Origin of the sequence: Canibacter zhoujuaniae (assembly GCF_011752005.1) — a bacterium.
Classification (GTDB): Bacteria; Actinomycetota; Actinomycetes; order Actinomycetales; family Microbacteriaceae; genus Canibacter; species Canibacter zhoujuaniae.
In genome coordinates this window covers 83969-106844 of the sequence record NZ_JAAIJZ010000002.1, presented here as the reverse complement: position 1 = coordinate 106844, position 22876 = coordinate 83969, and the positions used below count along the sequence as shown (strand labels likewise).

At 55.8% G+C, this 22876-nt stretch carries 25 protein-coding genes; 11 read left to right on the top strand and 14 right to left on the bottom strand.

Annotation, left to right across the window (positions count from 1 at the left end; all coding sequences use genetic code 11):
- Positions 1-44 precede the first annotated feature (44 nt).
- Positions 45-566 (bottom strand): GNAT family N-acetyltransferase, encoded by a 522-nt coding sequence (locus HCR00_RS04400; RefSeq protein ID WP_167143133.1) that lies wholly within the window; start codon positions 564-566, stop codon positions 45-47.
- Positions 567-624: 58 nt separating this feature from the next.
- Here HCR00_RS04400 and aspS point away from each other — a divergent pair, with 58 nt between their 5' ends.
- Positions 625-1977, top strand: a complete 1353-nt coding sequence (gene aspS, locus HCR00_RS04395) for an aspartate--tRNA(Asn) ligase (protein WP_167143130.1) — start codon at positions 625-627, stop codon at positions 1975-1977.
- 58 nt (positions 1978-2035) lie between these two features.
- Here aspS and HCR00_RS04390 read toward each other — a convergent pair whose 3' ends face one another.
- Entirely contained in the window at positions 2036-3400 is a 1365-nt protein-coding gene (locus HCR00_RS04390) for a purine-cytosine permease family protein (RefSeq protein WP_167143126.1), read from the bottom strand.
- A gap of 142 nt (positions 3401-3542) precedes the next feature.
- On the opposite strand from HCR00_RS04390, the gene HCR00_RS04385 reads away from it, so the two are divergent.
- Both HCR00_RS04385 and speB read left to right on the top strand, forming a co-directional pair.
- Positions 3543-4136, top strand: a complete 594-nt coding sequence (locus HCR00_RS04385; protein WP_166986054.1) for a helix-turn-helix domain-containing protein — start codon at positions 3543-3545, stop codon at positions 4134-4136.
- A gap of 119 nt (positions 4137-4255) precedes the next feature.
- Entirely contained in the window at positions 4256-5251 is a 996-nt protein-coding gene (gene speB, locus HCR00_RS04380; RefSeq protein ID WP_166986057.1) for an agmatinase, read from the top strand.
- A 36-nt stretch (positions 5252-5287) separates the two neighbouring features.
- Here speB and HCR00_RS04375 read toward each other — a convergent pair whose 3' ends face one another.
- From HCR00_RS04375 to HCR00_RS04365, 3 genes are all read right to left on the bottom strand, one after another.
- Positions 5288-5602 carry a glutaredoxin family protein gene (locus tag HCR00_RS04375; protein ID WP_167143124.1) on the bottom strand — a complete coding sequence of 105 codons (315 nt, stop codon included), beginning with the start codon at positions 5600-5602 and terminating at the stop codon, positions 5288-5290.
- A gap of 157 nt (positions 5603-5759) precedes the next feature.
- Positions 5760-5858 carry a 30S ribosomal protein bS22 gene (locus HCR00_RS04370; protein ID WP_005504750.1) on the bottom strand — a complete coding sequence of 33 codons (99 nt, stop codon included), beginning with the start codon at positions 5856-5858 and terminating at the stop codon, positions 5760-5762.
- 121 nt (positions 5859-5979) lie between these two features.
- Positions 5980-6471, bottom strand: a complete 492-nt coding sequence (locus HCR00_RS04365) for an ArsR/SmtB family transcription factor (RefSeq protein WP_166986063.1) — start codon at positions 6469-6471, stop codon at positions 5980-5982.
- A 119-nt stretch (positions 6472-6590) separates the two neighbouring features.
- Between HCR00_RS04365 and HCR00_RS04360 the strand changes: the two genes are divergently transcribed.
- Both HCR00_RS04360 and HCR00_RS04355 read left to right on the top strand, forming a co-directional pair.
- Positions 6591-8021, top strand: a complete 1431-nt coding sequence (locus HCR00_RS04360) for a TrkH family potassium uptake protein (protein WP_167143121.1) — start codon at positions 6591-6593, stop codon at positions 8019-8021.
- 10 nt (positions 8022-8031) lie between these two features.
- Complete coding sequence (locus HCR00_RS04355) at positions 8032-8688, top strand: potassium channel family protein (protein WP_243854562.1); 657 nt, start codon at positions 8032-8034, stop codon at positions 8686-8688.
- A 6-nt stretch (positions 8689-8694) separates the two neighbouring features.
- Here HCR00_RS04355 and proC read toward each other — a convergent pair whose 3' ends face one another.
- Positions 8695-9558: a pyrroline-5-carboxylate reductase gene (gene proC / locus HCR00_RS04350; RefSeq protein ID WP_167143118.1), complete on the bottom strand. Its 864-nt coding sequence runs from the start codon at positions 9556-9558 to the stop codon at positions 8695-8697.
- A 64-nt stretch (positions 9559-9622) separates the two neighbouring features.
- On the opposite strand from proC, the gene HCR00_RS04345 reads away from it, so the two are divergent.
- On the top strand, positions 9623-9928 hold the full coding sequence (locus tag HCR00_RS04345) for a hypothetical protein (protein ID WP_167143115.1): 306 nt from the start codon (positions 9623-9625) through the stop codon (positions 9926-9928).
- On the opposite strand, the gene HCR00_RS04340 is transcribed toward HCR00_RS04345, so the two are convergent.
- Positions 9915-10388 carry a nucleoside deaminase gene (locus HCR00_RS04340; RefSeq protein ID WP_167143446.1) on the bottom strand — a complete coding sequence of 158 codons (474 nt, stop codon included), beginning with the start codon at positions 10386-10388 and terminating at the stop codon, positions 9915-9917. The genes HCR00_RS04345 and HCR00_RS04340 overlap by 14 nt on opposite strands.
- Before the next feature lie 82 nt (positions 10389-10470).
- Here HCR00_RS04340 and upp point away from each other — a divergent pair, with 82 nt between their 5' ends.
- Positions 10471-11106: a uracil phosphoribosyltransferase gene (gene upp / locus HCR00_RS04335; protein WP_166986074.1), complete on the top strand. Its 636-nt coding sequence runs from the start codon at positions 10471-10473 to the stop codon at positions 11104-11106.
- Positions 11107-11385: 279 nt separating this feature from the next.
- Positions 11386-12051, top strand: a complete 666-nt coding sequence (locus HCR00_RS04330) for a winged helix-turn-helix domain-containing protein (protein ID WP_167143112.1) — start codon at positions 11386-11388, stop codon at positions 12049-12051.
- 27 nt (positions 12052-12078) lie between these two features.
- Here HCR00_RS04330 and HCR00_RS04325 read toward each other — a convergent pair whose 3' ends face one another.
- On the bottom strand, positions 12079-12426 hold the full coding sequence (locus HCR00_RS04325) for a TIGR02611 family protein (RefSeq protein ID WP_167143109.1): 348 nt from the start codon (positions 12424-12426) through the stop codon (positions 12079-12081).
- A 25-nt stretch (positions 12427-12451) separates the two neighbouring features.
- On the opposite strand from HCR00_RS04325, the gene HCR00_RS04320 reads away from it, so the two are divergent.
- The 3 genes from HCR00_RS04320 to HCR00_RS04310 are packed head-to-tail and all read left to right on the top strand — an operon-like array spanning position 12452 to position 16490.
- A complete protein-coding gene (locus HCR00_RS04320; protein WP_167143107.1) occupies positions 12452-13870 on the top strand; it encodes an aldehyde dehydrogenase family protein in 1419 nt (472 codons plus the stop codon).
- Positions 13867-15183 carry an alanine racemase gene (locus HCR00_RS04315; RefSeq protein WP_243854548.1) on the top strand — a complete coding sequence of 439 codons (1317 nt, stop codon included), beginning with the start codon at positions 13867-13869 and terminating at the stop codon, positions 15181-15183. The genes HCR00_RS04320 and HCR00_RS04315 overlap by 4 nt, the downstream gene beginning before the upstream one ends.
- Entirely contained in the window at positions 15180-16490 is a 1311-nt protein-coding gene (locus HCR00_RS04310) for a D-arabinono-1,4-lactone oxidase (RefSeq protein WP_167143104.1), read from the top strand. Before HCR00_RS04315 ends, HCR00_RS04310 begins: the two co-directional genes overlap by 4 nt.
- Before the next feature lie 61 nt (positions 16491-16551).
- Here HCR00_RS04310 and HCR00_RS04305 read toward each other — a convergent pair whose 3' ends face one another.
- The 6 genes from HCR00_RS04305 to HCR00_RS04280 are packed head-to-tail and all read right to left on the bottom strand — an operon-like array spanning position 16552 to position 22846.
- Positions 16552-17022: a DUF3817 domain-containing protein gene (locus HCR00_RS04305; RefSeq protein WP_167143101.1), complete on the bottom strand. Its 471-nt coding sequence runs from the start codon at positions 17020-17022 to the stop codon at positions 16552-16554.
- Positions 17023-17058: 36 nt separating this feature from the next.
- The gene (locus HCR00_RS04300; protein ID WP_167143098.1) at positions 17059-17892 is read right to left on the bottom strand and encodes an HAD family hydrolase; all 834 of its coding nucleotides are present in this window, start codon (positions 17890-17892) and stop codon (positions 17059-17061) included.
- Positions 17889-19148: a serine--tRNA ligase gene (serS, locus tag HCR00_RS04295; RefSeq protein WP_167143095.1), complete on the bottom strand. Its 1260-nt coding sequence runs from the start codon at positions 19146-19148 to the stop codon at positions 17889-17891. Before serS ends, HCR00_RS04300 begins: the two co-directional genes overlap by 4 nt.
- A gap of 38 nt (positions 19149-19186) precedes the next feature.
- A complete protein-coding gene (locus HCR00_RS04290; RefSeq protein WP_167143092.1) occupies positions 19187-20185 on the bottom strand; it encodes a diacylglycerol/lipid kinase family protein in 999 nt (332 codons plus the stop codon).
- Between the two features lie 2 nt (positions 20186-20187).
- Positions 20188-21150, bottom strand: a complete 963-nt coding sequence (gene pheA, locus HCR00_RS04285; RefSeq protein WP_167143089.1) for a prephenate dehydratase — start codon at positions 21148-21150, stop codon at positions 20188-20190.
- 31 nt (positions 21151-21181) lie between these two features.
- A complete protein-coding gene (locus tag HCR00_RS04280) occupies positions 21182-22846 on the bottom strand; it encodes a phosphoglucomutase (RefSeq protein WP_167143086.1) in 1665 nt (554 codons plus the stop codon).
- Positions 22847-22876: the final 30 nt, after the last annotated feature.

Here is a 22876-nt window from a genome sequence, read left to right as displayed (position 1 = left end):
GAGTTTACGGCGGCTAGCTGAGAGTGTGTAAGAAAAGCGAACTGCTACTCCCACTCGTGAGTGAATACGAGCAGAGTTGGCACCTCGGGGTTGTCGGCTGGCGGCTCGATTGTGGCAATTTCCCGCCATCCGAGCTTGCGGTAGAGCGCCTGCGGGCCGGGCCACTCTTTAAGTGTTTCTAGCAGGAGGCCTTTAAACCCGGTTTGCCGCGCCACAGTTTCAGCGTGCGCCATCATGCGAGCGGCCACGCCCTCGCCCTGCGCGCTCGGGTCAACCGCAAGCAACCGTAAGTCCATCAAGTGGTCGGGAGTCTGCACGTCTTCATCAACAACAGAACGCTCTCCGAAAATGCGGCCTGACAGTGTTGCAATGATTTCTCCTGTGGGCCGTTGCGCCACCCAGATATGCTGCGGATATGCCGCACGCGCCACCGCGGTGCGCTCTTTATCCCAAGACACATCAAGGTCTCCGTAGGCCTGCGTGTAGGCGTTTTCAACCAATTCATCTACGCGTGAATAATCTTCCGGAGTAGCCTCACGAAAAATGAGCTGCGACGTCGCGTTCATGCAAAAAGATTACTACACTGCGCCGCCGAGCCCGCGGCCAGCCCGCTAAAATGAAACAATGATCAAACGAGAGCTTATTGCGTCACTTGCAAACCGTGAAGAGGGTCCGGTCACTGTTGCAGGCTGGGTTGAGAAAGTGCGCGACCAGCGCTATGTCCAGTTTGTTGTGTTGCGTGACGAATCGGGCGCTGCTGTGCAGCTGGTAAACGGCGGTGTTGTGCGCGAGCTTGATCCGAATTCTGAGGATCCGAAAGACGCCGACCGGCACGTGCGCACAACCGCCATTAGCGAGGTCGCAACCGGCAGCTTTGTCATCGTCAGCGGTGAGCTGCAGAAAAATGAACGCGTAAAGCTCGGCGGCATTGAGGTGCAGATAGATAAATTTGAAGTTGTCACCGCAGCCGACCCTGAAACTCCGGTCGCTCCCGACTCCGGTATCGATGTGCGCTTAGACTGGCGTTTCCTCGATCTACGCCGCCCAGAGCAGGCTCTGATCTTTAAGATTCAAACCACCTTCTTACAGGCGCTGCGCAACGTGTGGGTTGAAAAGGGCTTTATCGAGGTGCAGACTCCAAAACTTATGGCGAGCGCATCTGAGTCACGCGCTGAGCTTTTCCAGCTAGAGTACTTTGACACCACAGCGTATCTAGCGCAGAGCCCGCAGTTCTTTAAGCAGATGGCGCAGGCGGCCGGCTTTGGCGGCATCTTTGAGGTGGGCCCTGCATTCCGCGCCGATCCGTCCTTTACGTCACGCCACGCAACAGAGTTCACCTCTGTTGACTGTGAGTTCAGCTGGATTGAGTCGCACGAAGACGTGATGCAGCTTCATGAAGAGCTGATCGTCGCCGGTTTCACCGCGGTGAAGGAGAAACACGGCGCTGAAATAGAAAGGCTCTTTGGTCAAACGCTCGAAGTTCCAACGGTGCCCTTCCCACGAATTCCGCTAGCCGAGGCAAAAGAAATTGTGAAAGAGCGCGGCTACGAGGTGCCGCGCAATGATGCTGACATGGATCCAGAGGGTGAGCGTCAGATTCACGCCTATGTGAAAGAAAAATACGGACACGATTTTGTGTTCCTGACCGACTACGCAACTTCGATCCGCCCGTTCTACCACATGCGGCACGCCGACGATGCCTCCCTCACCAACAGTTACGACCTCATCTATCGTGGCGTCGAAATTTCAACCGGCGCGCAGCGTGAGCATCGCATTACTGTGCTCGAGCAGCAGACCGTAGAAAAGGGCCTCGACCCGAAAGAGATGAGCTTCTATCTCGATTTCTTCCGGCACGGTGTTCCGCCACACGGCGGCTTCGGTATGGGCTTGGCACGAGTGCTCATGCTGATGCTGGAACAGAGCTCGATCCGGGAAACCACATATCTCTTCCGCGGTCCAACTCGTCTACAGCCTTAGCTGTTAACTTAGGGCCGGCAGCTGACAAGCTGCCGGCCCTTGTCTTTAGCGCAATTTGCTATTGCGCAGCATTCACAACAGAGATCGATTCAGTGAGATGGATCGAGCGAGTATCTGCCGGCTCCTCGATCCGCATTAATTTTGTGAAAAGCAGGTAACTCGCAGCGGAGAGCACGATCGTGGGTAGGCTTGCGCCGATCGGGAGCGGCCACACAAATGTGAAGAGCAGGTACACTCCGCACCCGATAATCCAGGTGGCCACCGCGCCAATGTTGACGCCGCCGGTGAACCAGTAACGACCGCCCTGGGTGCGCAAAATATCGTGTGCGTATGTGCGTCGGCGTGCAACATAGTAGTCGATAATCATAATTGCGAACACCGGGATAAAAAAGGCACCGATGAGCACCAGGAAGTTGGTGAACTGGTCGAGCATCGCAAGCCACGTTGCTCCCGCAACCGAAATAGCGCCCAGAACAAGCGCGGTTGGCAGAAACGGCAGCGGATTTGTGCGCGGCACAATGGTTTGCGCCGAGGTTGCCATGCCGTAGACGACCATAGTGTTGGTTGCTGTCACAGATAAAAATATTGCAATCGCTAACGGCCACCCAAAGCTCTCAATGATCACTGTCGGGTCAAACGACGCTACCTCGCCTCCCCGCAGCAGCACGAAAGCGATGGCGGTCGCACCAAGGGTCATCGCTGTGATGGTGGAGGTGCTGTAGCCAAGCGCGGTTCCGATAGCGCCACCGCGCTGCGTGCGTGCTGTGCGTGTTAGATCCGCGCTCAAAACAGTCCAGGAGATCGCTGTTGCAAACACAATATCGAAAACGCTCATGCCCGTGTATTCGAGCGACTTATCTGCCGGAATCGCAAAGTACTCGGCCGGGCTGTAGGTTGTGAAGGCAACAGCAAAAATGTAGATCACAATTCCGAGGATCACAAGCCCCAGATAGGGCTCAATTTTTGCTATGCCGTCGTGCCCGAAAATTGCCAGAACGACGACGATCACCTGGCAGAGCGCGGAAAACAGGATCGGATTTGAGTATCCGGTTTTCTGCTCAATAATGTAGTTGATCGAGATGCCGGCAAGCATCGCCTGCACCCATGACCACCCCATCAGGATGATGATGTTCGCGGTGGTCGGCAGTGTGGCGCCGCGAATCCCAAAAGAGCCGCGGGCTAATGCCATAGTTGAGAGACCTGTGCGGGTTCCCATCACCGCAATCATGGTGAGGATCAGTGCGCCGAGCAGAGTTCCAACCACAATCGCCGCAATGGCGGTGCCGTAGGTAACGCCCGGCACAAACAGCGTGCCCGTTAACAAAGTTGTCACAACCAGGTTGGCTGCCAGCCATATGAGGGCTATTCCGACGCCGGAAACGCTGCCCTTAATAGGAATCACAGAGGTATTCATATCACTCATTACTCGTAAACCCCGCTCTGTTCTCGTCCGTCCTATTGCGCTTCTCTAGATGGGGCGCGCTGATCCCCTAATATATAATTAGTAAACAAATGTTGCATATAATACAACTAACCCATTTTAGCAGCAAGCCCAGGAGCCTGACATGCGACCGGTAAATCCCAGCACGAATAACACGCCACTAAAAATCGGCGACAAGATCCGCGCGATCCGCAAAGCACAAGGGTTAACGATCGGCGAACTCGCAGATTTAGTGCAGGTTACCAAAGGCTATCTGTCGCGCCTCGAGCGGGATCAGACCAGCCCCTCCGTCACAACCCTGATGAGCATCTGCCAGACTCTTGCTATCCCCATAGGGTCACTGTTCGAGGCCCCTGCGGTTGATCTGGTGCCCCTCAGCAGCGCTCCCCTCATCAACTTGGGCGGCACTGCAGCGGTTGAAAAAATGATCACACCGCGCGGGTTGAGCGGCGCACAGCTTATTCACTCAGAGATGGCACCCGGCTCGCACGGCGGACATGAGCTCTACACCATCAACTGCAAGTCCGAGATTTTGCACGTTATTCGCGGCGAGGTGCTGGTGCGCTTTACAGACCACACAACCAGCCTGAAACAGGGAGACACACTCACCTTTGCTGGCAGTGAGCCGCACACCTGGGAAAGCCCGGCAGGCGCAACAGCAGTTTGGTGCTTAATCCCAGCACCCTGGGCGAGTAACCCCGGCCACCCCAGCGCATAACCCACTAGGCACTGCCGTTTGGGACGCACGACAATCAGACGCCTCAGAAAAAATTTATTAAATATGCAACAATAGTTGCATATTAGCCACCTTATAGATTCACTAAAAGAGACGAACTAATGACCAACCCAAGCTTTCACCCCGCATACGTCGAATTTGAGAGCGGCAAAATCGGCCCCGCCGATGCGGCAACCTCTCCACGCTACGCCGGAATTGCAACATTTGCCCGGCTGCCACGCATTGAGGAGGTGGGCGCAGCTGACATTGCGGTAGTTGGCGTTCCCTTTGACTCTGGCGTAAGTTTCCGCCCCGGCGCACGCTTCGGTCCGTCATCAGTGCGTGAGATCTCCCGGCTTTTAAGGCCCTACAACCCGGCGGGCGATATCGCACCATTTGCAACCTGCCAAGTTGTTGACGCGGGCGATATTCCAACAAACGCCTTCAACATTTCTGAGGCTGTGGCGCAGATCGAAGCTGCCGCTGATGAACTGCGCGCCGGCGGCACCCGCCTAGTAACAATCGGTGGGGATCACACCCTGGCGCTCCCAATGCTGCGGTCGGTTGCAAAACAGCACGGCCCAGTTGCCGTAGTGCATTTTGACGCACACCTTGACACCTGGGATACCTACTACGGCGCACCCATCACGCACGGCACCCCCTTCAGACGCGCCTCTGAAGAGGGGCTCATCGATATGGAGGCGAGCCTGCACGTCGGGATCCGCGGGCCACTCTACGGCAAAGAGGATCTCCGCGATGACGAGCGCCTGGGTTTCGCAATTATCTCATCGGTTGAGATTGAAACAGAGGGCGTTGAGGCGGCTATCGCAAGAATGCGTAAGCGCCTTGGCGACCGCCCGATTTACCTCTCGGTGGATATCGATGTGCTCGATCCCGCCCACGCGCCGGGCACAGGAACCCCTGAGGCTGGGGGCTTAACAAGCAGGGAGCTGCTGCGCATGCTCCGCTCTTTTGCTGATCTAAATGTGGTCGGCGCAGATGTTGTTGAGGTGGCGCCAGCCTACGATCATGCACAGATGACGGCAGTGGCCGCTTCCCACGTGGCATACGAGTTCATCAGCGTGATGGCGGCAAACCTGCAAAACGGTAAGGCTTAAAGCAGCCTCTAACAGAGTGGTGGTGTTTCGGGAGTTTTAAGACCCGAAGCGCCACCATCTGCGTTTACTGCGGGCTATCCGGTCACGTTCATAAAGCACTGCGTACGCTAGCTTGTCTTCGTAGACGATGTGCGACGCATAGACATTGCCGTTGACCAACACCACCGGGATATCTTCCCCGTATTTTTCGGCAAAATCTTGATCGTCGTCTATCGAAACTTCTCTATATTCGATAGCGATGTCACTGTCTTTTGCTGCGACTATCACTGTCTCAATCACCGCCTTGGCATCTGTGCACAGGTGGCAGTCATTTCGCCCCACCAAGGTCAGTGGTACCGCAGTTTCAGACACGCAGGCTCCCAAAAATCAAAGTCAATATCTAAGCATCTATTTCTTACAAAGCACAGCCTACGCGCCTCAAATGTGAGAACGCTTAATCACCTCAGCGCAAAGCAAACGCCGGTTCCCTAAAAATTAGGAAACCGGCGTCAAGGCTAAAGCCTGAAGCTTACTTCTTGTTGCGACGCTGGTGGCGAGTCTTGCGAAGCAGCTTGCGGTGCTTCTTCTTAGACATACGCTTGCGGCGCTTCTTAATTACTGAACCCATAATTCACCTCATGTCTTAAGGGCTCTCGCCTGTTTGCGAGACCACAACACTCCAATAATACAGTAAAGTCTGACCAGCACCAAGGGAGTGCTAGCTAATTCAGTTGCGAAATATCACGCAACTACTGACCAAAGCGGAAACGTGCAACCAATTCCTTAACCTGGTTTGTCGCCGTCGCGGCCGCGCGACCAATGCTCTCTGCGGCGTTTTTTGCGCCAGAGGGCAGCACTGGCTCTTCTCCACCAGCGGTTGATCCCGGCAGAGATTTGAGACCCAGCTCTTCCGCTGAAAGCACCTGACCCGTTTCTGAAACATACTCAACCGAGATCTCTGACGACACCCCGGCGGTCAAAAAGCGCAGCACAAAATCTTCAACCTCGTTCAAAGGCTCAGACTGCAGTTTGTAAAAACGACTCTGCCCCTCTTCACGAACCTCGACCATGTCGGCTTCGCGCAGCACCTTTAAGTGCTTCGAAACGGTTGGCTGACTGATATCTAGTTCGTCGACAATGTCTGAGACCCGCATCTCTTCCTCGCCCGCGGGGCGGTCGAGCAGCAGCGTCAAAATATCGCGACGGGTAGCATCTGCGATTACAGAAAAAATGTCAGCCATACTACTAGCGTACCTGCCTAGGCCGGTCTGCGCACTCAGGCGTATGATTAAGGACGTCTAACTATAGAACCGACGTTAAAACCAAGCACACAACTTTCACAGCAGGTAGAAGGCAGAAAATGGTCCTAGACGCCCCCGCGACTAGCGAGCGCAGCCAGGCGCGCACACTGCGGCAGGCGTTTTCCTCGATCCCTGCCCGGTTTGCAATCGGAGTTTTTACGCTCCTGATTGCGATCTGGACACTCCTTTTAACTCTGCCCATCGCTTCTAAATCCGGCACCATCACCCCGCTCCCCGATGCACTCTTCACAGCGGTCAGCGCAATTTGTGTGACAGGCCTCACCGTGGTTGAACACAGCTCACACTGGTCGCTTTTTGGCGATGCTGTAATCCTCCTAGGCGCACAGATAGGCGGCATTGGGGTGCTTTCCCTCGCGAGCATTCTCGGCCTCACAGTCACTCGCCGACTCGGCCTGAAACAGCGGCTGCTCGCCCAGTCTGAAGCAAACTCGAGCAGGCAGATCGGCGCCCGCGGGCAGAGTGCCGCTTCCAGCCTTGGTGATATGCGAGGCCTGCTCGCCAGCGTCGCCTTAAGCACGCTCATTATTGAGGGTGCGCTGATGCTCCTGATGTATCCCCAGATGCTGCTTGCCGGATACGACCCCCTGCGGTCACTCTGGTATTCGGGCTATATGGCAATCACAACGTTCACCAATACCGGTTTTGTGCCAATGGCGGACGGGCTCGACCGTTTCACTGGAAACTACGGCTTTCTGGGAATTATGTCGCTCGGAGTTTTTCTTGGCGCGATAGGCTTCCCGGTAATTTTCTCCCTCTACCGCTATATTGTCGACCGCGGGTGGAGCACACACAAGCGTTTCAACCTGCATGTGAAACTAACGCTTGTAACCACAATCATCCTCACCCTAGCTGGCTGGCTGGTGATTGGCGCACTTGAGTGGCAGAACCCCCGCACTCTAGGCGCAGGTGGGGTCGGTGAAGCGCTAATGCACTCTTTCTATACGTCTGTCATGACCCGCTCAGGTGGCTTTTCACTGATCGATCCCTCTCTCATGAACGGATCAACGCACATTGTGCTGGACATGCTGATGTTTGTTGGCGGCGGCTCAGCCTCAACAGCGGGGGGCATTAAAGTCACCACGGTTGCGGTGCTGTTTTTGGCCGCCATGAGCGAGGCCCGCGGCTACCAAGACATTCAAGCGTTTGGCCGCCGCATTCCAACCGAGGTTTTGCGGCTAGCGGTGTCGGTTGTAATTTGGGGTGCGACCATAGTTGTCACTGCAACAATTGCGATCACCCAAATCAGCAGCGAAGATCTCGACCGTGTGCTGTTTGAGGTGATTTCTGGTTTCGCCACCTGCGGGCTGACAACCGGACTGTCTGCTGAACTTCCCACAAGTGCAAAAATAATTCTTGCCGCCACAATCTGGGCTGGCCGTGTTGGCACCGTGACTCTCGCAAGCGCGGTGGCCGCTTCAAGTCGTTCCCGTCTCTATCGCTTAGCTGAAGAAAGGCCGATCGTTGGTTAATTTTTCTAGTGTGCCCCACGACGCACCGGTGCTGATTGTCGGTCTCGGCCGTTTCGGCGCCGCTTGCGCAGGTCAACTCGATCGCTTAGACCGCGAGGTGCTTGCGGTCGAAACAGATCCGACACTGGTGCAAAAGTGGGCGGATCGAATCACCCACGTTGTGCAGGCAGATGCGCGCAGCATTGAGGCACTGCAGCAGGTTGGGGCGGCAGAATTTCAGGTTGCTGTGGTTGCGGTTGGCTCCTCTGTCGAGGCTAGTGTGCTGGTCGCCGCTAATCTTGTTGATCTCGGAATTCCACAGATTTGGGCAAAGGCTATCTCGGCCTCACACGGCAAAATTTTGGAGCGGATCGGCGTGCACCACGTCATTTACCCAGAGCGTGAAGCCGGTGAGCGTGTGGCGCACTTGGTGGGTGGGCGCATGCTCGATTTCATTGAGTTTGATGGCGATTTTGTGCTGGCGAAGATGAATCCACCCCTGGTGGTGCAGGATCAAACGCTGGACTCGTCTGGCGTGCGCACCAGATACAAGGTGACAGTTGTCGGGGTTAAGTCGCCGGGCGGCAAGTTCACCTACGCAACCCCACAGACCGTGCTGCTGAACGATGATCTCATCATTGTTTCTGGCACTACGAGCGATGTTGAGCGTTTTGCCGCTCTCACATAACAATAGTTAGCCAGCGGCGAGCTCTGCTGCACGTTTTACTGCGGCAGCGAGCGCTTCATCCATCAATTCCGGCATTCCACCGTCTGCAAAGCCGCGGTTAAAACGTTTCAACGCCTGTTCTGTCGTGCCATTGGGGCTGGTTACCGCAACCCGCAATTCAGCAGCTGATTTATCGCTGCCAGCCAACAACGCAGCAGCCCCTGTGACCGTATTCTGAGCTAGCAGTTTCGCTTCTTCCGGGCTGAAGCCGAGCCTTTCAGCTGCGGCGATGAACTGCTCTGTAAACCAGAAAAGATAGGCCGGGCCAGAACCCGACACCGCACTTAAAGCGTCTATCCGATCCTCATCTACAACCAGCACCTCACCAACCGCCTGGAACAAAGAAACAGCTTTAGATACTGCCTCCTGCGGGGCGTCAGCTGCGGCGGCGAGACCGGTCACCCCCCTACCGATGTGCGCTGGTGTATTCGGCATCGCACGGATGACAGTAACCCTCGCAGGAGCATCGGCAGCAGCGAGCGCGGCCTGCATAGTCTCGATTGTGATCCCGGCTGCAACGCTGATTATCGTCGCGTCCCCTGCCAGGGCGGGCGCGATTTCAGTTATAGTCTCGGTGATCGCCCACGGTTTAACCCCAAGCACAACCGTTGTTGCATCTCGCACTGCTTTCAGGTTCGCTGCCGAGTCGGTTTCGGTTGCGGTCATGCTGAGACCGGGGGTGTTAGCCCACTTCTGCGCGCTCTCTGCGGATCGGGTTGTGGCGCGAATACTGCCTGCGGCAGCATCAGGCTGCGCGGATTTTTTTTCGAGATACCCCTTAAGAATGGCGCCACCCATTGACCCGACACCTATAAATGCAGTTATTGACATACAGTTCATTCTAGGTTGGATATGCCAGAGTTGTTACAGATCAGCTAAATCGGAAGGCGTGGCGATGAGTGAAGAAAATCCGTTAGTAAATCAGATTGAAGCCGCACTGTTAGAGATCGACGGTGTCGACCGTGTGATTCGCGTCACGGTTATCGATGTTGATCAAGAAACCCAGGTTGTCGGGGCAAAAATTTCACTGCCGGCAGACACGACTATGCGACAGGTGTCTATTGCGGTTGCTCTTTCAGAGCGCAAAATTGAGCGTCTAATTCCGGCTGCGAAACACATTTTTGTGACCCCGGATGTTTACTTTGACGACTCCGGCACAGCGCCGAGCACATCAAACATCGTGACTCTCAGCTACGATTAGGGTTTTTGTTTAGCGGCACAGAATTCTCACGGCGAGCGCTGAAGAAATTCTGTAGCAGTGTGGCACACTCGCTTTCGCGCACGCCGGCAATAACCTCCGGCACCGGGTGCGGCAGGCGTCCGTCTCGCAGCAGGTCGTAAACTGAGCCGGCGGCACCGGCTTTGTCATCCCAAGCGCCGAAAATAACGCGACCCACTCTGGCGGCCAGAATCGCTCCGGCGCACATAACGCACGGTTCTAGTGTGACAACCAGGGTGCAATCGGCGAGCACACGATCACCCCGCTGCCGCACCGCCTCATTGATCGCTAAAACTTCGGCGTGCCCGGTGATGTTGTTTGCTGCTTCACGGTTATTGCAGGTGAGCGCTAGCAGCGATCCGTCCGCATCATAAAGCGCTGCCCCAACAGGCACATCGCCCGTCTCTAGCGCCCTCTCAGCAGCCTGCAGCGCCTCCCCCATTTGCGCACACTCGCGCGCTGCAACGGGGATACCGGGCTGATTTTTCATACTTCTACCATAATCGCGCAGATAGACTTAAAGCATGCAGATTTTTGTCGCCGATCACCCCCTGATCACCCACAAACTGAGCGTCTTGCGCAATAAGCACACTCCGCAGCCAACTTTTAAGCAACTGATTGAAGAAATCATGACGCTTTTGGCGTATGAAGCAACTCGTGATGTGCGCGTGACAGAAATCACAATTGAAACCCCGGTAGCAACAACGACGGGCGTTGAGCTGACCCGCCCGACCCCGCTTGTTGTGCCGATCCTGCGAGCGGGGCTTGGAATGCTTGAGGGAATGATCCGTTTGGTGCCGACCGCTGAAGTTGGCTTCCTCGGCATGGTGCGCGATGAAGAGACTCTTGAACCGACAACCTACGCTGAGCGTCTCCCGAAAGATTTAAGCGGCAGGCAGTGTTTTGTGCTCGATCCGATGCTAGCAACCGGTGGCTCTCTCGCCGCAGCGGTTGAATTCCTTTTTGAACGGGGTGCAGACGATGTTACTGCAATCTGTGTGCTCGGCACCCCGCAGGGTGTTGAAACTCTTGAACGGGTTGTCGGCGATCGACGGGTGCGACTGGTGCTCGGCGCGCTCGATGAGGGTCTAAACGAGCAGGCGTTTATTGTGCCCGGGCTCGGCGACGCGGGTGACCGCCTCTATGGCACGCCACACTAAAGTTGCACTTTTGGCCGACATAGTGTAATTATTATTTTTATGACTAACACACACGGCTTCCAGTTCATCAGCGAGGTGATTTCTGGAGACATGGGCATGATGATGTGCCGCCGTAGTGTGTGCGCATTCGAATTTAGCGCCTAATAAATGATTCGAGCTCGGCACTAAAAGCCACAGACAGCAAGCGCTGTATCTCTCCCGCTGCACAGCAGCACACTACTTAACAGCACCGTTGGCGTTTCACCTTCAGCCGCGGTAGCAGTCGAAAGAAAAGCTCAAATGTCAAACCTCGCAACTCTAACCAAACCCGCCTCTGTAAAGCCTGCAATTCACTCAACACCTGACGGCGCCGAAGTGCGCGGCTTCGCACTCTACATCGGTGCCACTGAAGCACAGCTCGCAGCGCAAGACACCACCCTCGCAACCATCGTCACCGAGCTGAAAGCTCGTCTCGCAGAGCTAGCCCCCGGCGTAGAAAGCTACGCAACGCTAGCTATCGCACCGAAAAACCTGGGTGGCCGAGATGTTGACGTTGTGCGCTACGCGCTTGGCGAGCCGGGGGCGCGCAAGCGCCAAGAAAAAGCAAGCAACACCAGCGCAGACCGGGCACACAGCGGTGTCACTGTAGATATTCAACGCCAGCGGGTGCTCCTCGATAATCTTGAAACACCGTTCACCTATCGTGAGTTCCAGCTGCTGCAGTTTTTCGTGCTGCGCGAAGGTCAGACCATCTGCCGTGAAGATATTCTTGACCGACTCTGGCGTCACGCACCGGCTGAAGAAAAACCAAACGAGCGCACCATCGATGTGCATATTCGCCGCCTGCGCATCAAGCTCGGCCAGTACGGTAACATCATTCGCACCGTGCGCGGCACCGGGTACCGCTTCGACCGCCACGCTGATGTGCGCGTTATCACCGCTCCCGGCGCAAGCCCAGATCTCTAAACTGCAAGGGGCAGGCACAAAACGATCTCAGCTGTCGCGGCGCTGTTTCCACCACGCTTGGAGACGATGCGCCGCGGCATAAACACGGATCCGCGTCCATGTTAGTAGTCTGCGCGCCCAAGCGAACTCTGAACCGAGAATCGCCAGCCCCAAGAAAATTGTCAGCCACCCCGGCCCCGGTAGCACCAGCATCAGAATGCCGGCGATAATCACGATTACGCCGACAATAATCACAAGAATCCGCCACGTCCAGAACAGCAGCGGATGCTGTGCCATAAATGTGCGCCATTTTGCGGTGCGCACCGCCCAGCGGCGGCGGATCTGAGCAAGTCGGCGCTCATCTTCCGCAGCGTGGTGCGAGCTGGGTTCTGCCATAAGAAAAGTCTATTAGTATCGTGTTATGAGCATCGCAGCGACCTTTCAGGAACTCCGCACAGCTTTCGACTCTGGCGTTACTCGCCCTTTAAAGTGGCGGCTTAAACAGATCACACAGATCGAAAAAATGGTGAAAAAACACCGCCATGAGTGGGAGGCAGCGCTTCACGCTGACCTGGGCAAAGCTGGTGTTGATGCGCATCTGACTGAGATCTCGCAGGTGTTGGGCGAGATCAGCCACACTCGTAAACACCTTGCAAGCTGGATGCGTGACACCAAAGCCAAGACCCCGCTTACTCTCGCACCGGGTCGCAGTTGGGTGCGGCACGATCCGCTCGGTGTTGTGCTAATTATTTCACCCTGGAACTATCCACTACAGCTGCAGCTTTCACCGCTTGTGGGCGCTTTCGCCGGTGGCAACACGGTGGTGCTGAAACCGAGTGAGGTAGCCTCGCACACAGAAAAACTCGTCGCCAAACTTGTGCCGCAGTATTTTGACCGCAGTGTTGTGCAGGTAATTACCGGCGGGCCGGAGGTGGTCTCGCAGGCTATCGCCCAGAAACCAAATCACGTGTTCTTCACCGGCTCCACCCCAGTCGGGAAAATTATCGCAGAACAGTGTGGAAAGCATCTCATTCCAACAACTCTGGAGCTCGGCGGCAAATCGCCAACCTATGTGCATAAGGATGCAAATCTAAAGACTGCAGCACGTCGCATCGTCTGGGGAAAATTCACCAATGCCGGTCAAACCTGTGTCGCACCGGATCACATCTATGTGCACAGGAAAGTTGCGAAAGAATTCACAAAACTGCTGGTCAAAGAAATAAAAAAGCAGTACGGTAAAGCGCCGCACAAGAGTGCACACTACGGCCGCATTATCACTGAAAAACACGCACAGCGGCTCAACGATCTGATTGTAGACGGCTTAGCTTTCGGATCAGCGGCAGGCGGCGCAAAGAAAAATTCCCGTCCGCAACTGCTGTGCGGGGGCAACACTGATGTCGCTAATCGCTATATCGATCCAACCGTCATAACCGGTGTCACCGAAGACAACCCGTTAATGGCCGAAGAAATTTTCGGGCCGATTTTACCGGTTATTACAGTGCGCAACTTTGCTGAGGCGGCGGCAAAGATTAATCTGCGCCCGCAACCTCTCGCCTTCTATGTGTTCGCTAAGAGTCGTAAGCTGCTCAGTGAAGCAGTCGATACCGTCAGCTCCGGTGGTGTCGCTATCAATGCTCCGCTTGTGCATCTTGCAACACCGTATCTGCCGTTTGGCGGGGTTGGCGAGAGCGGGCTCGGCAACTATCACGGAAAGTGGTCGTTTGAAACTTTCACCCACGAACGTGCAGTATTAAAGAAAAACAACTGCCCCGATACTATTAAACTGATTGCCGCACCGGTCGGTCGGGTCTCAGAGAGCATTATTCGAAGGTTCATGTGAGCACTACGGAAACACTGTTGTTACCAGATTTAGAGCACGCCGCATCGTTGTGCGCGCTGCCTCAGCATGAGAGATTTGCGCGCTACAACCAGGCTCTTAAAGCAGCAGTCGCACAGGGCAAAACATACCCTGTCGCGCTGCTTGATCTTGCCGCTGTGCGCTGCAACGCAGCCGACCTTGTGCGCCGTGCTGAGGGCGTGCCGATCCGTATCGCCTCAAAGTCACTCAGGGTGCCAAGCATCATCAGCGCAATTTTGGCGCTCGATGGTTTTTCTGGGGTGCTCGCGTACAGTCTCGGTGAGGCGATTGAGCTTGTGCGCAGCGGGGTGACAGATGATGCTGTTGTCGGCTATCCGGTGTTAGACAGCGCACAACTAACGGTGCTGCACTCAGATCCCGAGCTGTTGCAGAAGATCACGCTGATGGTCGACCGCCCAGAGCAGCTCACCCCGATTCTCGCTGCGCGCACGATGGCAGCAAGCGGGATTGGGAGCGACGCAGCTAATGAGCTGCCGGCAACCCGAATCTGTCTAGATGTTGACTGCTCTCTACGGTTTAGCCGGCTGGTGCATATCGGGGCTCGCCGATCCGCCATTAGAACTGTGCGGGATGCAGTCGCCGCAGCAACTCATATTGCTGGAGTTCCCGGCCTTAAACTCGTTGGAATTATGGGATATGAAGCGCAGATTGCGGGGGTTACCGACAGCAGCCTGGTCGTGCGCCAAATGAAGCGCGTATCGGTGCGCGAACTGTCTAAACGCCGCACAGAGATTGTGCGCGCGGTGCGCAAGGCGCTAGCAGCTCAGGGTGCTCCCGACTTAGAATTCGTAAATGGCGGCGGCACGGGCAGTTTTGAAACCACGCGAGCTGAGACCGAGGTCACAGAGCTTGCCGCCGGCAGCGGTCTCTTCGGGCCGCATCTATTTGACGGCTACGATGCTTTTAAGCCACAGCCGGCCGCGTTTTTCGCCACGCAGGTAACCCGCAAACCAACCCCTAATATAGTCACCGTGCACGGTGGCGGGTGGGTTGCCTCAGGCGCCGCAGGCGCGGACAGGCTCCCGAAACCTGTGTGGCCGCGCGGGCTAGCTGTGACAGACCTAGAGGGCGCCGGTGAGGTGCAAACCCCGTTGCGCGTTCGCGCACGCGCTGGTGCGACCGGCACACCTGAAATTGGCAGTCCGGTTTGGTGGCGGCACACAAAGGCCGGTGAGCTCGCCGAACACGTTAATGAGTTTTGGGCGCTCGGCACCGATCTTGAAAATCTGCATCGACTACTCACATATCGCGGCGAAGGGGCGGCATTCTTATGAATTCGAAAGCAGTCTGGTCAAACTGGTCTGGTGCACATCAGGTCACTCCAAAGCAGGTATTGCACCCCGCTTCAACGGCTGACATCTCAGCAGCCATTGAAACGGCTATCTCTCAGGGGCGAAAACTGCGCCCCATCGGCAGCGGGCACTCATTCACAGGGTGTGCGGTCGCCGCAGATACGCAGCTCGACCTCAGCAGGCACCAGGGAGTGGTCGCCGTTAATGCCGAGAAAAAACAGGTCACTTTACGTGGTGGCACCAAGCTGTGGCAGATTCCGCCGCTGCTAGCGCCGCTGGGTCTCGCGATGCAAAACCTGGGTGATATTAACCGCCAGAGCATCACCGGAGCTATTTCCACAAGCACGCACGGCACAGGGCTCAGCTTTGGGGGGCTCGGCAGTCAGGTGGCCGGCGTCAAGTTAATTGACGGCACAGGCGCTGAGATCACTATCGACGACTCAGACCCAGAGGAATTAGATAAGTATCGTGTCACACTCGGCACGTACGGTGTTATCTCTGAGGTGACACTGCAGCTCGTAGACGACTACGACTTAAAGGTTGTCGAGCGCCCAGAGAGTCTCGATCTCGTGCTCGGCAGCTGGGAGCATCTCAACCGCAACAACGATCATTTTGAATTTTTTTGGTTTGCTGAAGCCGATCGCGTTGTCACCAAAACCTCAACTCGGGTGCAGCCTAATGAGCTGCCGCGCACCCCTGACAGGCGCGTCGCCGATTTTATTAACGAAGAGCTGATTGGGAACGCCGCTTTCGCCGGTCTCGTTGGGGTCGGTCGCCTAATTCCCGGTTTCACCGGCAGATTAAACAGTTTTGCAACCGCCGCTTGGGGCTCTAGCGAGCGGGTACGCAACTGGAGCGCTGGTTTTGCCAGCCCTCGCCGTGTGAAGTTTAATGAGATGGAATATGCTGTGCCGTTTGCAGCTGTGCCTGAGATTTTGCGTGAACTGCGCTCGCAGTTTAAGCGTCGCGGTTTGGTTTCAACCTTCCCGCTTGAGGTGCGCGCAGCTGCTGTCGACACCGGCTGGTTGGCAACTAGTTACGGTCGCGAAACCGGTTATATTGCTGTGCATAAACCGGCTCACGAAGACTATCGTGAATACTTTGCCGTGTGTGAGAGTGTTTTCAAAGCACACAGCGGCCGCCCACACTGGGGCAAAATGCACTCGCTCACAGACACGGATCTCGCCGAGCGCTACGACCGCTGGGATGCGATTCTAGAATTGCGCAACAGGCACGATCCGCACCGTATCTTTACAAACAAATATCTCACCCAGGTGTTTGGCTATTAGACGGCTGCCACCCACAAATAGCAGCTGCTATGCAGCCAGTTCTAACTGGATGCGGCAGCTGCTAGCTCTGTGGGATCGGCGGCCCGGCAAACAGCAGCACGAGGAATAGCACGGTCACGAGCACTGCCAGCAGGAGCACCGCAACAAGAGGGTTGCGCAGCACCCAGGCTTGGGTTTTTTCAACAAAATTCTGCGGCTTATCACCGTCGGGTGCGAGTCGCCAGCCGCCTGCGAGCAGCCCTTTTCTATCGATTGCAATGTCAAACGGCACGGTCGCAAACGGAATTATCGAAAGTAGGAGGCCTGTGACACCAACCGCTGTTGGCCACTTCTGGTTTACCCAAACAAAAACGGTAACGGTGCAGTAGCTCAAAAACACGAAACCATGGATCCCCCCGGCGATGCGCACTAGATCGAGATCAGCAACTGCACGAACGATAAGCGCTGCGATCAACCCCGCCCAAGTGATAGCTTCTGCGGTTGCAAAAATTTTAAACAGTGTTTTCGGGCTGGGGCTTGAGCTTTTGCGCATAGCCTCATTATTGCAGGTGAGGCTGAGACCCGTTCTCTAGGCGGCTGCTGCGAGCACCCGAGCAGCTGGGTCCCAGCGCTTTAAGGCTTGCAAAAGACCACCTTCTGTGATGCTGCCGGTCACAAAGTTTGCCGCTTCAAATGCGTCAGCAAAACCCTGCCCCATCGCAACACCGCAACCCTCTGCGGCCGCCCAGGCAATCATTTCGATATCGTTTTCACCATCGCCCGCGGCAAAAACATTAGCGCGCGGCACACCGAGGCTAGCTCGCAGCGGCTCTAACGCAACCGCCTTGTTAATGCCGTCGGCAACAATATCAAGCCACGCTGAGTCGCCAACCGTATAGGTGACACTGTGCAAACCGAGGCGGTCGATGGCGCTAATAAACTCTTTGCTTGCGTGACCGCTGCTCACCCCAACGATGCGTACGGCATCGAAAGTCACGAGAATTTCAAACTCAACATGATAGTGTCGCAGCGGTAATATAGTGGTCTCGAACTTACCGTCTGAATAGAAGTGCCCGTCGGGAGACTCCACCGCGAGTGAGGCCGCAGGCAGCTCCTGTTTTATTTTGCGCAACAACGGCTCGGGGTCAAAAGTGTGCACTTTAGCAATCCCGTAGTGGCCGCCAGGTCGTGTCGCACGGTAGAGCACAGCACCGTTTGAACAGGCAAGCCATTCTGGGCGGACCCCAAGCTTTTCAACAACAGTGAGCGTCGCATCAAAGCTGCGCCCTGTTGCGATCACCAGCTCAAAGTCAGGGTGTGCATGAAGTTTCTGCAAGGCGAGCACCAAATCATCGTCGATGCTCTCGTCGTGGTGCAAAACCGTGCCGTCAAGGTCTAATGCAATAAGGTATTTTGAGTTCATGGTCGCAGCTCAGTCATGCCTCCCATAAATGGTTGCAACGCTGCAGGGATTGCAACGGATCCGTCCGCGCGCTGATGAGTTTCAAGCAGCGCTACGATCCAGCGGGTTGTGGCGAGCGTGCCGTTCAGTGTTGCAACAGGCTGTGTTTTACCGTTTTCGCCACGATAACGGGTGCCCAGACGCCGCGCCTGATAACCAGTGCAGTTCGAGGTGCTCGTCAGCTCACGGTAGGCTCCCTGCGTTGGCACCCAGGCCTCAATATCAAATTTACGTGCGGCACTCGAACCGAGATCACCGGCGGCCACATCAATAACTCGGTAGCTAAGACCCAGCGCCTGCAGCATTTCTTCCTGCCAAGCGACAAGCCGGTCGTGTTCGGCCTCTGCATCTTCTGGTTTTGTGTACACAAACATCTCAAGCTTGTTGAACTGGTGCACGCGAATAATGCCGCGTGTATCTTTCCCGTGTGAGCCGGCCTCAGAACGATAGCAGGTTGACCAGCCGGCATAGCGCAGCGGGCCGTTTTCAAGATCCAGAATCTCATCGGCGTGGTATCCCGCGAGCGCTACCTCGCTGGTGCCCGTCAGATAAAGATCCTGATTTTCTAGGTGATACACCTCATCAGCGTGTTCGCCCAGAAAACCGGTGCCCTGCATAATTTCAGGCTTTACGAGAGTTGGTGTGATGAGTGGCACAAAACCGTTTGCGAGCGCCTTCGAGAGTGCCAGGTTCATGAGCGCCAGCTCAAGCTGCGCCCCAACTCCACGCAGAAAATAAAACCTGGCCCCCGACACCTTCGCCCCGCGTTCCATATCTATAGCGCCGAGCATTTCGCCAAGTTCGAGGTGATCGCGTGGTTCAAAGTCAAACTCTGCCGGCTTTCCGTGAGTGCGCAGTGTCACGAAGTTTTCTTCGCCGCCGGCGGGCACTCCTGCAATGACGGTGTTTTCGATGCGCAGCGCAGCCTCACGCGCCGCCGCCTCAAGCTCACTCGCCTTAGCAGCTGCTGCCTTCACCCGGCCAGCAAGCTCTTTAACTTCGGCGATAAGCGCCGGCTTCTCTTCTTTTGTGGCTTTTTTAACCTGGTCGTTGAAACGATTCTGTTCAGCGCGCAGAGTCTCAAACTCAGACTGTGCCGCACGCCACTTGCTGTCTGCAGCGATAGCTTCTTCCAAAATTGCGGGATCGTTGCCGCGTTTTGCCTGCGACTCGGCAATAATTTCAGGTTGGTTGCGAAGCAGAATAGTATCAATCACTATTCCAGTCTATCCGCCTAATTTGCGGATCAGCCAGGCTAATCGAGCGGGGTGGTGAAAATATCTACCGGTTGCTCCCAGGTGCCAAGCACTCTAATTTTTAACGCAGCGGGAGAGACAGTAAACCGCACCTGACTGGCCTCGCCAAAATCATCTCCATCAAGCTGCACAGCCTCTCCCTCAGGAATTTCAAGCTCGAGCTGGCGCACCTGCTTGTATGTGACTGTGCGGTTGTTGCTAACCCACGGCAGCGCCACCCGCTGGCCAAGCTTATTTTCAACCGCCACGCGGCGCGCGATACGTGCAATAGAAAAAACTCCCCAGCGTTTTTCTGGTTGCATTGCAACCACATCAAGCAGCCCGTCGTCGATTGTTGCATCGGGGATCAGCAGGATTCCACCCTGTAGCACACCACAGTTACCGATCATGATTGTGTACGCATCTAGCGCAGTCGGTCGAGAAGCAAGCTGCTCAGCATCACGCGTCACTGCTCTCGCGCGAAACGGTTTCAGATTGCGGATCGAGCGCATCCCTGAGTCAACGTATGCGAGCCACCCAAAGTTCTTTTTCAATGCCGGATCGGTGCCGGCGATCATCCGGGCATCAAGCCCGATACCGGCAAGCACCAGGAATGGCTCTCTAACGGAGCTTCCATCAGTGCGCACAATCTCGGCGTATCCGATATCGATGTGTCGCTCTCTGCCGTGCAGGGCGGCAGCTGCAATGCTGTCAAACCGTGTCAACGGCACACCGATATTACGCGCGAGGATATTGCCTGTGCCCTGCGGGCAAATAGCTAGCGCCACATCAGTGCCGGCAAGCACCCCTGCAACAACGCGGATCGTGCCGTCACCGCCGGATGCGAGCACCACATCGGCACCCTCACTAACCGCCTGCTCCGTAGCACCAACACCCGCATCAGACGCTGCTGTTGGATACCAGTTGATAACGTCTTCTTCATCTTTTGCCCGCTCGAGAGCGGCCGACAAAATCTCGGTATCGGTTTTACCAGGATGATAGACAACCGCGAGACGCAAACTTAGTCACCCGCTTCGCTAACACCGGAAACAACATCGTTCAGCCACTGTTTCGCGGCTTTAAAGGCGGCGTCACTGTGGTGTACGTCGGTGCTTGGGGCAATTTTGTCGGCGCGCGCATACGACCCTAAAAAGCGGACGTTTGGTGAGTGCAGTTTCAGCCCCAATACCGCATATCGCACACGCTCTTCCCGAATGTGCCCCTCCGCATCAATATAAAAACGGTAGCTGCCCATCACACTGCCGGTCGGGCGGCTCGCAATCTGGGTGAGGTTCACACCGTGCGCAGCGAACTGCTCTAGCAGTGTCAACAGGGCACCCGCCCGGTCGTCAGGCAGGTCAACAATTAATGAGGTTTTATCGTGACCGCTGGGCTCCCCCGCCGGCTGCCGCGGCCCAACCAAAACAAATCGCGTTGTTGCGCTTAAATCTCCGGCAAGGTCTGTCGCGTGCACGGTGAGGTTGTAGTGCTCAGTGATCGTTGGCGGCGCAATTGCAGCATTCGCAACTGCGTTTGCGCCGAAAAGATCGACAGCTGCCTGCGCGTTCGAGGTTGCTGGAATGTGTCGATGCTTGGGCAGATTCTTTTCAAGCCATGCACGACACTGCGCGTAGGCGACCGGATGCGCTGCGATTGTCGTGATCTCGTCGCGCGACACGTTGCGCCGTGACACCAAAACAAAATTTACCGGCACAAGATATTCGCCCAAGATTTGCAGATTATCTGTTTTTGCGAGAGCGTCTTGCGTCGCAGTAACCCCGCCGTCGAGGGAGTTTTCAATGGCGATCATGGCGGCGTTGCTGATGCCGTCTACCACGTCAGCCAACGCTTGACTAACGTTTAAAACCGGCTTCCAGATCTGACCCTCAGCTTCTGCCACCTGTTTTAAAGCTTGCTCGGTGAACGTGCCCGCCGGCCCTAAATAGGAGTAAACGCGAGCGGTGTCTGCCGAAATGGAAGTCATAAATACTACTCTACTGACCGGGTCTGAGACTTTAACTCAGGGCGCTAGCTAGCAGCTCTTGCGCTTCTTTCTGCACGCGCTTCAGGTGCTCAGCGCCAGCGAAAGACTCAGCGTAAATTTTCATCACTGCTTCGGTGCCAGAGGGGCGGATCGCGGCCCAGGCATCGGCGGTTTTAATCACAAGGCCGCCAATTGGCGCACCATTACCTGGCGCATGCGTCAAAATCTCTGTAATGCTCTCTCCCGCAAGCGTTGCTGTCTTAATATCCGCAGCGCTTAAGGCGAGCAGTTTCGATTTTTGCTCTGCCGTAGCCGGTGCATCAATGCGTCCGTAAGCGGGTGATCCAAACCGCTCTGTGAGCTCTTGATAATGCTGCGCGGGTGTTTTACCTGTGACTGCGGTGATCTCCGCGGCCAGCAGACAGAGCACAATACCGTCTTTATCTGTGCTCCACGGTGCGCCCTCAAAAGTGAGCATGCTAGCTCCCGCGCTTTCCTCACCACAGAAAACGGTTGTGCCCGCACTCAAGCCCGGCACAAACCATTTGAAACCGACCGGCACCTCTTCCAGGGTTGCGCCGTGCGCGGCGACAACGCGGTCGATCATGCCGGAGGAGACAACAGTTTTGCCAACGGTCAAAGGAGCCCCTGTCGCACTATGCCACCCCTTCCGGTGGGTCAGCAGGTAGTCAATCGCGACCGCTAAGAAGTGATTTGGATTAAGCAATTCAGTGCCGACAATAATTCCGTGCCGGTCTGCGTCCGCATCGTTAGCGAGTGTCAGCGTGTAGTCTGCGTGAGAGGCAGAATCAACAACCGCTTTCACCGCGTTTAGGCTTGACGGATCCATCCGAATTTTGCCGTCCCAGTCCAGCGTCATAAAACTCCACTGCTGATCGATCCCCGGGCCGATCTCGGTCAGGTTCAGCTCATAAGTTTCAGCAATTGCCTGCCAGTATCCGGTTGCGGCCCCGCCCAGTGGGTGCGCCGCAAAACGCAATCCGGAGCTGCGGATCGCTGTCATATCAATTACGTGCTTGAGATCTGCGATGTATTCGGCAGCATAATCGTGCTGGGTGACGGTTCCCGTCTTTTCAGCAAACGGCACAATCTCACGGAGCGAAGCGTGATCCACAACACCGGCTGCAAGCAATTGATTTGCGCGCTGCTCAATCCATTTTGTGGCGGTTGTGTCGGCGGGGCCGCCGTGCGGCGGATTGTACTTAATGCCGCCGTCTGCTGGTGGGTTGTGGCTCGGGGTGATTAAAACACCGTCGGCCAGCCCAAGACCCGTAAGACGCGCAACCTCGTTGTATTTCAAAACAGCGTGAGAGAGCGCCGGGGTTGGGGTGAAACTACCGCCAGCGCTGATCCGCAAATTAACACCCGCTGTGATGAGTGTCTGCCCGGCAGAGGCAAACGCCGGGCCAGATAGAAAGTGGGTATCGATCCCGATAAAAAGCGGACCTGTGATGCCCTGCGCCGCACGATACTCCGCGATCGCCTGTGAGATAGCAACAATATGCGCTTCATTAAACGAGCGTGACAGTGAGCTGCCGCGATGCCCTGATGTGCCGAAACTCACCCGCTGCGCCGGCAGTGTCGGATCCGGTCGCAGCTTGAAATACGCAGACTCTAACTCGTCCAGATCAACCAGATCAGCTTCCGTAGCGTAATTACCTGCCCGTTCACTCATGCTTATATTCTTGCATCGCTGCCGCAGCCT

Excerpts from the sequence above, each read along its gene's own strand:
- HCR00_RS04330 (WP_167143112.1), top strand. The coding sequence starts at position 11,386 with ATGTCAAACCTCGCAACTCTAACCAAACCCGCCTCTGTAAAGCCTGCA.
- aspS (WP_167143130.1), top strand. The coding sequence starts at position 625 with ATGATCAAACGAGAGCTTATTGCGTCACTTGCAAACCGTGAAGAGGGT.
- HCR00_RS04370 (WP_005504750.1), bottom strand. The coding sequence starts at position 5,858 with ATGGGTTCAGTAATTAAGAAGCGCCGCAAGCGTATGTCTAAGAAGAAG.
- HCR00_RS04325 (WP_167143109.1), bottom strand. The coding sequence starts at position 12,426 with ATGGCAGAACCCAGCTCGCACCACGCTGCGGAAGATGAGCGCCGACTT.
- HCR00_RS04320 (WP_167143107.1), top strand. The coding sequence starts at position 12,452 with ATGAGCATCGCAGCGACCTTTCAGGAACTCCGCACAGCTTTCGACTCT.
- HCR00_RS04305 (WP_167143101.1), bottom strand. The coding sequence starts at position 17,022 with ATGCGCAAAAGCTCAAGCCCCAGCCCGAAAACACTGTTTAAAATTTTT.
- pheA (WP_167143089.1), bottom strand. The coding sequence starts at position 21,150 with ATGACTTCCATTTCGGCAGACACCGCTCGCGTTTACTCCTATTTAGGG.
- HCR00_RS04300 (WP_167143098.1), bottom strand. The coding sequence starts at position 17,892 with ATGAACTCAAAATACCTTATTGCATTAGACCTTGACGGCACGGTTTTG.
- HCR00_RS04400 (WP_167143133.1), bottom strand. The coding sequence starts at position 566 with ATGAACGCGACGTCGCAGCTCATTTTTCGTGAGGCTACTCCGGAAGAT.
- HCR00_RS04390 (WP_167143126.1), bottom strand. The coding sequence starts at position 3,400 with ATGAGTGATATGAATACCTCTGTGATTCCTATTAAGGGCAGCGTTTCC.
- HCR00_RS04385 (WP_166986054.1), top strand. The coding sequence starts at position 3,543 with ATGCGACCGGTAAATCCCAGCACGAATAACACGCCACTAAAAATCGGC.
- upp (WP_166986074.1), top strand. The coding sequence starts at position 10,471 with ATGCAGATTTTTGTCGCCGATCACCCCCTGATCACCCACAAACTGAGC.
- speB (WP_166986057.1), top strand. The coding sequence starts at position 4,256 with ATGACCAACCCAAGCTTTCACCCCGCATACGTCGAATTTGAGAGCGGC.
- proC (WP_167143118.1), bottom strand. The coding sequence starts at position 9,558 with ATGTCAATAACTGCATTTATAGGTGTCGGGTCAATGGGTGGCGCCATT.
- HCR00_RS04280 (WP_167143086.1), bottom strand. The coding sequence starts at position 22,846 with ATGAGTGAACGGGCAGGTAATTACGCTACGGAAGCTGATCTGGTTGAT.
- HCR00_RS04360 (WP_167143121.1), top strand. The coding sequence starts at position 6,591 with ATGGTCCTAGACGCCCCCGCGACTAGCGAGCGCAGCCAGGCGCGCACA.
- HCR00_RS04345 (WP_167143115.1), top strand. The coding sequence starts at position 9,623 with ATGAGTGAAGAAAATCCGTTAGTAAATCAGATTGAAGCCGCACTGTTA.
- HCR00_RS04340 (WP_167143446.1), bottom strand. The coding sequence starts at position 10,388 with ATGGGGGAGGCGCTGCAGGCTGCTGAGAGGGCGCTAGAGACGGGCGAT.
- HCR00_RS04310 (WP_167143104.1), top strand. The coding sequence starts at position 15,180 with ATGAATTCGAAAGCAGTCTGGTCAAACTGGTCTGGTGCACATCAGGTC.
- HCR00_RS04365 (WP_166986063.1), bottom strand. The coding sequence starts at position 6,471 with ATGGCTGACATTTTTTCTGTAATCGCAGATGCTACCCGTCGCGATATT.